The organism is Enterobacter sp. TMH.L2 (assembly GCF_050847315.1).
Classification (GTDB): domain Bacteria; phylum Pseudomonadota; class Gammaproteobacteria; order Enterobacterales; family Enterobacteriaceae; genus Cedecea.
The window spans coordinates 4,226,950-4,238,991 of sequence record NZ_CP193791.1 but is presented as its reverse complement, the minus strand read 5'-3'; the positions used below and the strand labels follow the sequence as shown (position 1 = coordinate 4,238,991).

Below are 12,042 nucleotides of genomic sequence, written 5' to 3'. Positions count from 1 at the left end.
GAGTGAGCGATGGATCCCCTCAGCCAGTTGATGGCGTTCAGCGCCCCGCAGGGTTCGATTGATAAAAATTGCCTGCTCAGCTCGGGCTGGAGCCTGCCCCATGCGGCGGGATCGCTGGCGACCATTCGCTGGCACACCGTTACGCAAGGTGCCGCATGGCTGGAGCTGCCTGCCGGCGAAAAGCTGACGCTACTGCCTGGGCAGGTGGTTGTGCTGACGCAAAACTCTGCGCACCGAGTGCGGCAGAAGGGGCAGGAAGAGACCTGGATCGTTTGTGGGAGCCTGCATTTATCTTCGGCTTCCCGTCATTTTTTGACGGCGCTGCCGGAGGCCCTGCTGATGGCGCCCGAACAAGACAGCCCCGAACATACATGGCTGTTGGCGGCCGTTGCGCTGCTGCAACAGGAAGCGGAAGTGCCACAGCCTGGTATGGCGGCGGTATGTAGCCAGCAATGTGCCACGATGATTGCCCTGGGCTTGCGGCAGTGGCTACGGGTGAATATTCAGGATAAAAGTCAGTTGAACCTGCTGCTGCATCCACGACTGGGTGTGGCAATCCAAAGCATGCTGAATGCACCACATACGCCGTGGACCGTCGCCTCGCTGGCTGAACAAGTGCATATGTCTCGCGCCAGTTTTGCGTTGCTGTTCCGCGAGGTGAGCGGCACCACCCCGCTGGCAGTGCTGACCCGAATCAGGCTGCAAATTGCCGCACAGCAACTCTCGCGTGAAGCAAGTTCGATTATCACTATCGCCGATGCCGTGGGCTACGCCAGCGAATCGTCATTCCATAAGGCTTTTATGCGGGAGTTTGGCTGTTCGCCTGGGGAATACAGAAAGCGGGTGAAGGCGTTGGCCATGGAATAAAAAAGGCCCGCGCGATGGCGAGCCTTGGTGTGTGCTGAGTACTTAGAGCGTCAGCAGGCCAATAATGGTCACCACCGTCAGAATAGCGGCCAGGCCGTAGAACACCCATTTTCCGGCCGGCACGTGGATCTTCAGGTCATGCATCGCATGGTGGATACGGTGCAGGCCACACCACAGCGGCAGCACAATCATCAGCAGCAGGAACAGGCGGCCAATCCAGCTGTGGGCGAAGGCATAAACGCGGTCAAAGCTCAGCGCATCGCCGGGGAACAGGCCGAGCGGCAGCATAATACCAACCAGCAGCACGATAACCGGCGCGAAAATCGCCCCCCACATGCCACCTGCGCCAAACAGGCCCCAGAATACCGGCTCGTCGGAACGTTTTGGATTTTGGTTAATCACCTCAGCCTCCTTACCAGAACAGTGCTACAAGCAGCACAACGACAGTCACCAGTGCAGTGACAACCCACAATCCCTTGATGACCGGCTCCGGCCCCATTTTCTCGCCCTTAACGATGACGTTAGCGGCCTTTGGTGCCAGCTCAAACCAGGTTTTGGTGTGCAGCACGGCGGCGGCAAGCGTAATGAGATTGAGGATGACAACCACCGGGTTTTGCAGAAAACCGACAAAGCCCGCCCAGCCTTCTACGCCGTGTTTCAGCGAGAAAAGACCATAAATCAGCACGATGCTGAACCAGACTGTCGGAACCGAGGTGCCTTCACGCAGCATATAAAAACGGTAGAAGCCCAGCTGCCGCCACCAGGTTGGCGCCATGGGACGGACATAAGGCTTACGTTTCGTGGTCATGGTGCACTCCTTAGCGTGGTTTCAGGGTGGCAATCAAAAAGTCTTTCGAACTTTCGACTTTGCCCTGCTGGATGGCCGCGGCCGGATCGACGTGTTTTGGACAAACTTCGGAGCAGTAGCCAACAAAGGTGCAGCTCCACACGCCGTTTTGCCCGTTGAGCTGCGGCATACGCTGTTTCTTGCCGTGGTCACGGCTGTCCAGGTTGTAACGATGGGCGAGGGTAATCGCCGCCGGGCCGATAAACTCAGGGTTCAGGCCAAACTGCGGGCAGGCGGCATAGCACAGCCCACAGTTGATGCAGCCGGAGAACTGATGGTATTTCGCCATCTGCGCGGGCGTCTGCGTGTTTGGCCCCTGATCCGGCGTGCGCGGGTTGCCGATGATATAAGGCTTAATCGACTCCAGGCTTTCGATAAAGTGGGTCATGTCGACCACCAAATCGCGCTCAATCGGGAAGTTTGCCAGCGCTTCGACCTTGATGCCGTTGGTGTATTCGCGCAGGAACGTTTTACAGGCCAGCTTCGGCACTTTGTTGACCATCATGCCGCAGGAGCCACAAATCGCCATGCGGCATGACCAGCGGTAGCTGAGGTCCGGTGCGAGGTTATCTTTGATATAACCCAGCCCGTCCAGCAGCGAGGTTTGCTCGTCAAACGGCACCTCGTAGATTGCGCTATGCGGCTGGCTGTCCGTTTCCGGGTTGTAGCGCACAATCTCAATCTTCAGGGTTTGCATCTCAGCCATTTGCCTTCTCCTTTTTCTTCTCAGCATCTTCCGCTTCAGCGCCGTATACGCGTTTTGCTGGCGGCAGCGTGGTGATCTTCACATCGCTGTAGTCGAGGCGAGTTGTGCCGTCGGCGTCGCGGAAGGCCAGAGTGTGCTTCAGGAAGTTGACGTCATCGCGTTCGGTGCAGCCTTCATCCAGACGCTGGTGGGCGCCGCGGGATTCTTTACGTGCAAGGGCGGAGTGCGCCATACATTCGGCAACGTTCAGGCCGTGGCCCAGTTCAATGGTGTACAGCAGGTCGGTATTGAAGACGCTGGAGGTATCGGTGATGCGCACGCGCTTGAAGCGCTCCTGCAGCTCTGCCAGCTTGTCGACGGTTTTCTGCATCAATTCCGGGGTACGGTAAATCCCGCAGCCTTCCTCCATAGAAAGCCCCATTTCGTCGCGGATTTTTGACCAGTTTTCGTTGCCTTCCTGGTTGACTAGCTGCTTCAGGCGGCCTTCAACATCGGCGGCCTGGGCGTTCAGCGCGGCATCGTTAGCCGGTTGCGCTTGTGCGGCGCGCTCCATTGCCTGCTCGCCCGCCAGGCGGCCAAAGACCACCAGTTCTGCCAGCGAGTTAGAGCCCAGCCGGTTGGCACCGTGCAGGCCAACGGAGGAGCATTCGCCCACTGCGAACAGCCCTTTGATGCGGGTTTCGCATTGGGTATCGGTCTCGATGCCGCCCATGGTGTAGTGCGCCGTTGGGCGAACCGGGATCGGCTCTTTGACCGGGTCAACGCCCACGTAGGCTTTGGCCAGTTCGCAGATGAACGGCAGGCGCTCGAGCAGTTTTTTCTCGCCGAGGTGGCGCAGGTCGAGGTACACCACGTCGCCGCGTGGGGTGGAGATCGTGTTGCCTTTGCGCCATTCGTGCCAGAAGGCCTGAGAGACTTTGTCGCGCGGGCCGAGTTCCATGTATTTGTTCTTCGGCTCGCCGAGCGGGGTTTCCGGCCCCATGCCGTAATCCTGCAGGTAGCGATAGCCGTTTTTGTTCACCAGAATGCCGCCTTCACCGCGGCAGCCTTCGGTCATCAGGATGCCGGAACCCGGCAGCCCGGTTGGATGGTATTGCACAAACTCCATGTCGCGCAGCGGCACGCCGTGGCTCAGCGCCATGCCCATGCCGTCCCCGGTGACGATGCCGCCGTTGGTATTGTAGCGATAGACTCGCCCTGCACCGCCGGTGGCCATCACCACCGCATTGGCACGGATCTGCACCAGCTCGCCTTCCATCATATTCATAGCGACGACGCCGCGCGCCTGGCCGTCATCGACCAGAATATCGAGCACGAAATGCTCGTCGAAGCGTTGAATTTGCGGGAACTGAAGGGAGGTCTGGAAGAGTGTGTGGAGCATATGGAAGCCGGTTTTGTCGGCGGCGAACCAGGTCCGTTCGATCTTCATCCCGCCGAAGCGCCTGACGTTGACGCTGCCGTCCGGGCGGCGGCTCCACGGGCAGCCCCACTGCTCAAGCTGGGTCATTTCGGTAGGGCAATGGTGAACGAAGTAGTCAACCACATCCTGCTCACACAGCCAGTCGCCTCCGGCAACGGTGTCGTGAAAATGGTAGTCGAAGCTGTCGTGATCCTGCGCGACGGCTGCGGAACCCCCTTCGGCAGCAACCGTGTGGCTGCGCATCGGGTAGACTTTGGAAATCAGAGCGATTTTTGCCTGTGGATTAGCCTGGGCCGCCGCAATGGCTGCTCGTAGGCCTGCTCCGCCGGCGCCTATAATGGCGAGATCGGCTTGAAAGGTTTGCACGACATTCCTCCAGATTTTAGTAATTCGCAAAGCTATACGACCAAAGGGTATTCACTGCCTGAAAGGCGGTGGCTGCGAAAGGTGTATCCCTGCTCCTTTTTAGGTAGGGAAAGTATAACCGGAGGGATTTTAGGGAAATTTGATTTGTTCGATTTTTTTGCTGTTCTACAGGGCGATTAATTACCGCTCTTAATGAATTGCGTCACAAAAATGAATGTTTAAATGGTGTAATGCGAACAAAAAGCGGCGAAAAATAGTCGTCTGTTTTTCGGTTGTTGCCGCCCCGGCTGGAGCTCAGAATCTTTTCCATTCTATAAAAGCAGGGGATAAAAATGAGCTTCAGTCAGATGCATTATCAGAGCACGCCATTGCTGCTGGCTAACGTTTGGGATGTCAGCAGCGCTCAGGCGGCACAGGACGCGGGTTATCAGGCGCTGGGCACCTCAAGCGCGGCAATTGCCGATATGTTGGGCTACAAGGATGGCGAAGCGCTGCCATTTTCTGTACTTCTTGCCCTGGTGGCCCGCATACGTGAGCGCGTCAGCTTGCCGCTTTCCGTCGATATGGAAGCCGGATATGGGGCTGAGACCGAAATGGTTGTGAGCCAGGCCATTCAGCTGGCACAGTTGGGCGTTGTCGGCATTAACCTTGAAGACAGCAAAGTTGAACAGGGAACGCGTCGTTTACTGGATGCAACACACTTCGCTGTCCGCCTGAACGCGATCAAAGCAGGGCTGGATGCCGCGAAAACGCCGCTCTTTATCAATGCCAGAACCGATGGCTTCTTGCTTGGTGAATTAGATGCGCTGAATCAAACGATCGCCCGCGGCAGGCTATATCAACAGGCGGGGGCTGACGGCTTCTTTGTGCCCTGCGTGACCTCACCTGAAGATATTCAGGCGATTGCCGGCGCAGTTGATCTGCCGCTGAATGTGATGTGCATGCCGGGTCTGCCCGATTTTGATCAACTGGCGGCGCTGGGGGTGAAACGTATTTCAATGGGGAATTTCGTGCACGCCGCGCTGAACCGTAAGTTACAGCATCTGTTGTTTAGCCTCCGCCAGCAGGGCGCATTTGACGAGATCTTTGCCGATGAAAATCCTTGATATCGAGCAGTGCAATACCTGGTACGAGGCGCTGGTGGCGCGCTCTTCCGAGCATGTCGGCGTTTTTTTCGTGGGCGTGAAAACCACCGGCGTGTTCTGCATTTCCAACTGCCGCGCCCGTAAGCCTAAGCGGGGTAACGTTGAGTTTTATGACGACTTCAAATCCGCGCTTCACGCGGGCTTTCGTCCCTGTAAGATCTGCCGCCCCACTGAAAATGCCTTCTCTGCGCCGCCCATAGTCGAGCAGGCCATTGCCCTTTTCAGGGCGAGCAGTGAGAACCGGGTCAGCGATGGTGAGCTGCGTGAGCACAACATCAGCCCTGAACGTCTCCGGCGCTGGTTTGTGCAACACCACGGGATGACTTTTCAGGCCTGGCAGAGAATGCTGCGTGTGAATGTGGCGTTGCAGGAGCTCAGGCGTGGGAAAAGTGCGACGGATGCGGCGTTTAGCAGCGGCTACGACTCGCTGAGTGGGTTTGGCTATACCTGCAAAAAGCTCACTGGCGATGCCCCCAGTCGGGCGGCAGATATCATCATTATTCACCGTTTTACCACGCCCATCGGGCCGATGTTTGTGTGCGCCACCGAGATGGGCGTCTGCCTGCTGGAATTTGTTGACCGACGCGCGCTGGAGCGGGAATTTGACGATCTGCAGTCGCGGCTCAATGCCCGTATCATCGCCGGGGAAAATGATCATACGCGGCAGGCGGAAAAAGAGATCGGGGAATACTTTGCTGGAAAAAGGCAGCAGTTCACCCTTGCACTGCAGACGCCGGGCAGCGCGTTTCAGCAAAAAGTCTGGCAGCAGCTTGGGACCGTGCCTTATGGCGAAACGTCCCACTATCAGGCGCTGGCGATAAAAATGGAGAATCCAGATGCCGTGCGTGCGGTGGCCGGAGCCAACGGCGCGAACCGGGTTGCCATCGTCATTCCGTGCCACAGAATCATCGGTAAAAACGGGACTATGACGGGATACGGTGGCGGCATTGCACGAAAAAAATGGCTGCTTGAGCACGAGAAAAAGTTTGCGTAACGCGGGCCATAAAACGCTCAGAACAAAATTCTCTGCACAAAATTTGTCTCCTTTCTGTGATGCGGGTAGACTTCTCGGCCTTGCATAAATACGGAGACTTTCTCATGAGCGAAACGGCCACCTGGCAGCCGAGCGCATCCATCCCCAATTTGTTAAAACGCGCCGCCATTATGGCGGAGATTCGGCGCTTCTTCGCCGACCGAGGCGTTCTGGAGGTGGAAACACCCTGCATGAGCCAGGCGACGGTAACCGATATTCATCTGGTGCCGTTTGAAACCCGTTTCGTCGGCCCAGGTCACTCTCAGGGCATGAATTTGTACCTGATGACCAGCCCGGAATACCACATGAAACGCCTGCTGGCGGCGGGCTGTGGCCCGGTGTTCCAGCTGTGTCGCAGTTTCCGTAATGAAGAGATGGGGCGCCACCACAACCCGGAATTCACCATGCTGGAGTGGTATCGCCCGCATTACGACATGTACCGCCTGATGAATGAGGTGGACGATCTCCTGCAGCAGGTGTTGGAATGCGGCGCCGCAGAAAGTTTGTCTTACCAGCAGGCCTTCCAGCGCCATCTGGATATCGACCCACTGTCTGCAGACAAAGCGCAGCTGCGTGAAGCGGCGGCGAAGCTCGACCTGAGCAACATTGCCGACAAAGAAGAAGACCGGGACACGCTGTTGCAGCTGTTGTTCGCGATGGGCGTCGAGCCACAGATTGGTAAAGACAAGCCGACCTTCGTGTATCACTTCCCGGCAAGCCAGGCCTCTCTGGCGCAGATCAGCACCGAAGATCACCGCGTGGCGGAGCGCTTTGAGGTTTACTTCAAAGGTATCGAGCTGGCGAATGGCTTCCATGAGCTGACAGATGCCCGCGAACAGCAGCAGCGTTTCGAGCAGGATAACCGCAAACGCGCGGCGCTTGGCCTGCCGCAGCAGCCGGTGGACATGAACCTGCTGGCGGCGCTGGAAGCGGGCATGCCGGACAGCTCCGGCGTAGCGCTGGGCGTTGACCGCCTAATTATGCTGGCGCTGGGGGCGGAAAGCCTTGCCGATGTCTTAGCCTTTACGGTGGACCGCGCTTAACGCCCGAAGAAAACTGGCCCCTATGCGGGGCCATTTTTTTTATCTGCTGGCGAACGGTTAGCGGCTCGCTTTAGCCATCAGTTGGTGGAACAAGTTTAAAACGGTCTCGTTGCCTATCGGCAGCATGTTGTCGCCTACATACCATTCCGTTTTACACCAGCCCGGTACTTCGGCCTCTTCCAGCGCATTGAACAGCCAGTATCCCTCCTGCCTGGCTATTTCATCCCTGGCGCTGAGTAATGTTTCTTTATCCGCATCGAAATAAACATGCAGCATGTTGACCTGAGGTCTGCGGGGCAGGATACGAATGCCCGGCACGGCCTCCAGGCTGGCGGCGAGACTGAGGGTGCGCTGATAGCAGCTCTCAAGGATGGTCAGCCGTTTTTCTAAGCGCATTGCCGTGGAAACCACCGCGGGACTTTGCGTCACCACGTTACCGCCTAATCGTCTGAGCCAGACGCGAGCCTGGCGGATAAAGTCTTCATCGCCAGCGAGTAACGAACCTGAAATACCCCCGAGGCCCTTGTAGACGGAAACATAGACTGAAGAAAAACCCTCAGCAATTTCAGCCCAGGTGCGCTGGTAATACGCCCGGCTCTCCCAGAGGCGAGCCCCGTCCATATGCAGCGGCGTGCCAGCTTCTGCGGCTGCGGCTTTCAGGGCTTCCAGCTCGTCCCACTCCGGGAGTTGTCCGCCAATCTCACGCGCGGGAAGTTCAACCACAAGGCAGCTTAAAGGCTCCGCTATGGCGGTAAAATCACTGGCAAGGATAGGCCGTAGTTTATGACCTACGACGACGCCATGCATCTTCACCAGGGCCTGAAAAGTTTGCTGTTCATGAATCAGCAGGTGCGATGTCGCGTGCGTGCCAAAGCGAGGCAGGCGGTTACGTTCGCTCCAGATAATGACCGCTATCAGCTGCGCCATCACTCCGGTAGGAATAAATATTGCCGCTGGTTTACCTAGTAGCTGAGCGATTTTGGTCTCAAAACCCGCGATAAAATCCCCAACGCCGTAGCTGTCATGGGCGAATTCATTTTCCCTGGCCCAGTCGGCCATCTCCCGGAATTGCTCCGCAGGTGTCATTTCTTTAAATCCTCTCAGCTCGGTTTTACAGGCAAGCTTAAGAGCGCGTCGTTGGGCATCGATATCTGGCATCAAAGCAGAGAACCTCTATCTGGACGGATTAAGTCAAAGGGGAACGTAGGGCATTAGCGCAATGTGAATAAGCTACCCGAAATGGCGATCGTAAAGTGTATACATTTGGTAAACTGCGCTCATGCTAACGATAAAACGAATTACCGACCGCAGCTCCCCGTATTTTGAATGCGTGGACGAGCTGTATGAAAGCGCCTTTCCGCGCCATGAGAAACGCCAGCCCGCCGCAAAAATTAGCGCGCTTTCTCACCCGAATTACAGCCTGCAGGCCTGGTTCGACGGCGAGCAGTTTGTCGGCATGATCGGCGCGTGGGATTTTGGCGATTATGCCTATATTGAGCACCTCGCCGTGAACGGCCAGCTGCGTGCGCAGGGCTACGGCAAGCGAATGCTGAGCCAGTTTTTGCGGCTTTACCCGCAAACTATCCTCGAAATCGATCCGCTCACCACTGAGATCGCTCATAAGCGGCTGCGTTTTTACCAAAGCCTAGGCTTCTGCGAAAACGACTATGTGCATCACCATCCGACTTACCATGCGGATATCCACGATCATCAGCTGATTGTGCTGAGTTATCCGCAGCCCATCGGTGACGCTCAGTATGGCCGCTTTTTTGACGATCTCTGCCACATCGTGATGGAACGCCCGCTTTAATCTAAACGTTTTTAAAGTACCCGGCAGGCAGTCGCCGCCGGGCGCTAATCTATTTTTTACCAGGACTTAATAGATGGATATCACCACGCTGTTTCTTTACGTCATCGCCGTTAGCGCGGTTATGGTGACGCCAGGCCCGTCGATGCTTTTAGCGCTCAATAACGGAGCCACCTACGGAATGCGCATTGCGGGCTACGGCTTCCTCGGTGCGGTGCTGGCGGACCTGCTGCTGATTGGCGCGGTGGGCTGCGGCCTGGGCGCGTTGTTGCAGGCTTCTGAACAGCTGTTTGCAGTGGTGAAATGGGGCGGTGTGCTTTACCTGGTCTATCTGGCTTACGTGCTGTGGCGCGCACCTGCTAAGGCACTAAGCGTGAGCGCTTCGGCGGCAGTGGCCACGGGCAAAACGGCGTTTCTGCGATCGCTGATGGTCGGCTTATCCAACCCCAAAGGGCTGCTGTTCTTCTCGGCATTTTTACCGCAGTTCATCCGCCCGCAGGAGCCGGTGGCGATGCAGTACATGATTCTGGCGCTGGTCAGCGCGATTATTGACTGCATCATGATGACGATTTACGCCTGGGGTGGCCGCCACGCGATGCGTAAATTCTCCGCCAACGTGATGCGCTGGGTGAACCGCAGCTGTGCGGGTATGCTCGCCGTGCTGGCGGTGGGCGTGGCGCTGTATCGACGCAGTAATTTGACCTGAGAAAGGTCAGAGGAAATTGAGCGCTGGCCGGGGAAAAAACAGGCCAGCGCTAACGTCTTAGCTTTCCTGCTCTTCGGCGAGTTCGCGAAGGTAAGAGAAGATCTGACGGTAGGACTTAGGCGGCTTATTGGCCGCTTTTTCTTTTTGCGCGTTACGGATCAACACGCGCAGCTGCTGGCGGTCCGCCTGCGGATAAAGTCTCAGGACTTCGCTCATCGCGTCATCGCCTTCTTCAACCAGGCGGTCGCGCAGGGCTTCCAGCTTGTGGAACAGCGAAACCTGCTGGTTGTGGCGGTTCTTCAGCTTGTCGAGCGCCTGACGGATTGGATCCATGTCGCGGGAACGCATCATCTTGCCGATCAGCTGCACCTGGCGGCGGCGGCCTTCTTTCTTGATGCGCTGCGCCAGCTCAATGGCGGCACGTAAATCATCGTCGAGCGGGATTTTTTCCAGGGCATTTTTGCCCAGTTCCATCAGCTCAACGCCCAGGCGTTTTAGCTCTTCGGCGTCGCGCTTAATCTCACTTTTACTGACCCAGATAATTTCATCATCTTCGTCTTCATTTTCATCATCGGGCACGTCGTCGAGCCAGTCTTCGGGCTGCTTGGTCATATTAGGCTCCTTAAAAAGTTGACGCGGATATTACCAGCAATGGGCCTGCACTGCGAAATTGTTCTGATCCTGTTAGACTTGAACGACTCACCTTACATTATGGCAGTAGCGATGAAAGTAAACACGCAAGTAGCACAACAACGTCAGGTTCTGGAGCAGGCGGTTTCACAGGCGCTGGAGCTGGCAAAGGGCAAGTCAGACGGCGCGGAAGTGGCGGTCAGTAAAACCACCGGTATCAGCGTCAGCACCCGCTACGGTGAGGTGGAGAACGTCGAATTCAACAGCGATGGTGCGTTGGGCATCACCGTTTATCACCAAAACCGCAAAGGCAGCGCTTCGTCCACGGATCTGAGCCCGGACGCCATTGCCCGTACCGTACAGGCCGCGCTGGACATCGCTCGCTATACCTCGCCGGACCCTTATGCTGGCGTGGCGGATAAAGAATTGCTGGCCTTTGATGCCCCCGATCTGGATCTCTTCCACCCAACGGAAATTGACCCGGAGCGCGCCATTGAGCTTGCCGCGCGAGCGGAAAACGCGTCCCTGAACGTGGACAAACGTATTACCAATACCGAAGGCGGCAGCTTTAACAGCCATTACGGCATCAAAGTTTTCGGCAACAGCCACGGTATGCTGCAGAGCTACTGCTCCACCCGCCATTCTCTTTCGAGCTGCGTCATTGCCGAAGAAAACGGTGATATGGAGCGGGATTACGCATACACCATCGGTCGCGCGATGGAAGACCTGAAATCACCTGAATGGGTCGGGGCCGACTGCGCGCGCCGCACGCTGTCTCGCCTGTCTCCGCGTAAACTGTCCACCATGAAAGCCCCGGTGATTTTCGCTAATGAAGTGGCGACCGGGCTGTTTGGTCACCTGGTCGGCGCGATTGCGGGCGGTGCGGTGTACCGCAAATCAACTTTCCTGCTGGATTCCCTCGGCAAGCAAATTCTGCCGGACTGGCTGACCATTGAAGAGCATCCGCACCTGCTGAAAGGCCTGGCTTCCACGCCGTTTGACAGCGAAGGCGTGCGTACCGAACGCCGCGATATCATCAAGGACGGTGTGCTGCAGCAGTGGCTGCTGACCAACTATTCCGCACGTAAGCTGGGGCTGAAAAGCACCGGCCACGCGGGCGGGATCCACAACTGGCGCATTGCTGGCCAGGGCCTGGGCTTTGAGGAAATGCTGAAACAGATGGGCACCGGGCTGGTGGTGACCGAGCTGATGGGGCAGGGCGTGAGCGGCATTACCGGCGACTATTCTCGCGGTGCGGCGGGCTTCTGGGTTGAAAATGGCGAGATCCAGTATCCGGTGAGCGAAATCACCATCGCCGGCAACCTGAAAGACATGTGGCGCGAGATAGTTACTATTGGCAACGATATAGAAACACGTAGCAACATTCAGTGTGGTTCAGTCTTACTTCCGGAGATGAAGATAGCCGGTCAGTAAAGCAATGTGGCGCGTCCTGCCGCGCCCGTTTCTCATAT

The 12,042-nt window shown here is 56.9% G+C and carries 13 protein-coding genes; 7 read left to right on the top strand and 6 right to left on the bottom strand.

Annotation, left to right across the window (positions count from 1 at the left end; all coding sequences use genetic code 11):
- Nucleotides 1–9 precede the first annotated feature (9 nt).
- Nucleotides 10–867 (top strand): reactive chlorine-specific transcriptional regulator RclR, encoded by an 858-nt coding sequence (gene rclR, locus ACREYP_RS20300; protein WP_336818276.1) that lies wholly within the window; start codon nucleotides 10–12, stop codon nucleotides 865–867.
- A gap of 42 nt (nucleotides 868–909) precedes the next feature.
- On the opposite strand, the gene frdD is transcribed toward rclR, so the two are convergent.
- The 4 genes from frdD to frdA are packed head-to-tail and all read right to left on the bottom strand — an operon-like array spanning nucleotide 910 to nucleotide 4,206.
- Entirely contained in the window at nucleotides 910–1,269 is a 360-nt protein-coding gene (gene frdD, locus ACREYP_RS20295; RefSeq protein ID WP_008453743.1) for a fumarate reductase subunit FrdD, read from the bottom strand.
- 10 nt (nucleotides 1,270–1,279) lie between these two features.
- Nucleotides 1,280–1,675 carry a fumarate reductase subunit FrdC gene (gene frdC / locus ACREYP_RS20290; protein WP_008453742.1) on the bottom strand — a complete coding sequence of 132 codons (396 nt, stop codon included), beginning with the start codon at nucleotides 1,673–1,675 and terminating at the stop codon, nucleotides 1,280–1,282.
- A gap of 10 nt (nucleotides 1,676–1,685) precedes the next feature.
- A complete protein-coding gene (locus tag ACREYP_RS20285; protein ID WP_008453741.1) occupies nucleotides 1,686–2,420 on the bottom strand; it encodes a succinate dehydrogenase/fumarate reductase iron-sulfur subunit in 735 nt (244 codons plus the stop codon).
- Nucleotides 2,413–4,206, bottom strand: a complete 1,794-nt coding sequence (gene frdA / locus ACREYP_RS20280) for a fumarate reductase (quinol) flavoprotein subunit (RefSeq protein ID WP_273970217.1) — start codon at nucleotides 4,204–4,206, stop codon at nucleotides 2,413–2,415. Before frdA ends, ACREYP_RS20285 begins: the two co-directional genes overlap by 8 nt.
- A gap of 332 nt (nucleotides 4,207–4,538) precedes the next feature.
- Here frdA and ACREYP_RS20275 point away from each other — a divergent pair, with 332 nt between their 5' ends.
- The 3 genes from ACREYP_RS20275 (at nucleotide 4,539) to epmA (ending at nucleotide 7,427) form a co-directional block, all read left to right on the top strand.
- Nucleotides 4,539–5,312, top strand: a complete 774-nt coding sequence (locus ACREYP_RS20275; RefSeq protein ID WP_336818277.1) for an isocitrate lyase/PEP mutase family protein — start codon at nucleotides 4,539–4,541, stop codon at nucleotides 5,310–5,312.
- Nucleotides 5,299–6,345, top strand: coding sequence for a bifunctional transcriptional activator/DNA repair enzyme AdaA (locus tag ACREYP_RS20270; RefSeq protein ID WP_336818278.1), 1,047 nt, complete (start codon nucleotides 5,299–5,301; stop codon nucleotides 6,343–6,345). The genes ACREYP_RS20275 and ACREYP_RS20270 overlap by 14 nt, the downstream gene beginning before the upstream one ends.
- 104 nt (nucleotides 6,346–6,449) lie before the next feature.
- The gene (gene epmA / locus ACREYP_RS20265) at nucleotides 6,450–7,427 is read left to right on the top strand and encodes an elongation factor P--(R)-beta-lysine ligase (protein ID WP_008453732.1); all 978 of its coding nucleotides are present in this window, start codon (nucleotides 6,450–6,452) and stop codon (nucleotides 7,425–7,427) included.
- 57 nt (nucleotides 7,428–7,484) lie between these two features.
- Here epmA and ACREYP_RS20260 read toward each other — a convergent pair whose 3' ends face one another.
- On the bottom strand, nucleotides 7,485–8,513 hold the full coding sequence (locus ACREYP_RS20260; protein WP_336818279.1) for a threonine aldolase family protein: 1,029 nt from the start codon (nucleotides 8,511–8,513) through the stop codon (nucleotides 7,485–7,487).
- A 193-nt stretch (nucleotides 8,514–8,706) separates the two neighbouring features.
- Between ACREYP_RS20260 and ACREYP_RS20255 the strand changes: the two genes are divergently transcribed.
- Both ACREYP_RS20255 and ACREYP_RS20250 read left to right on the top strand, forming a co-directional pair.
- Entirely contained in the window at nucleotides 8,707–9,237 is a 531-nt protein-coding gene (locus ACREYP_RS20255) for a GNAT family N-acetyltransferase (protein ID WP_008453728.1), read from the top strand.
- Nucleotides 9,238–9,310: 73 nt separating this feature from the next.
- Nucleotides 9,311–9,940: a LysE family translocator gene (locus ACREYP_RS20250; RefSeq protein ID WP_336818280.1), complete on the top strand. Its 630-nt coding sequence runs from the start codon at nucleotides 9,311–9,313 to the stop codon at nucleotides 9,938–9,940.
- Between the two features lie 57 nt (nucleotides 9,941–9,997).
- Here the strand turns inward: ACREYP_RS20250 and yjgA are convergent, their stop codons facing one another.
- Nucleotides 9,998–10,552: a ribosome biogenesis factor YjgA gene (gene yjgA / locus ACREYP_RS20245; protein WP_008453724.1), complete on the bottom strand. Its 555-nt coding sequence runs from the start codon at nucleotides 10,550–10,552 to the stop codon at nucleotides 9,998–10,000.
- Nucleotides 10,553–10,651: 99 nt separating this feature from the next.
- Here yjgA and pmbA point away from each other — a divergent pair, with 99 nt between their 5' ends.
- Nucleotides 10,652–12,004 (top strand): metalloprotease PmbA, encoded by a 1,353-nt coding sequence (gene pmbA / locus ACREYP_RS20240; RefSeq protein WP_039296438.1) that lies wholly within the window; start codon nucleotides 10,652–10,654, stop codon nucleotides 12,002–12,004.
- Nucleotides 12,005–12,042: the final 38 nt, after the last annotated feature.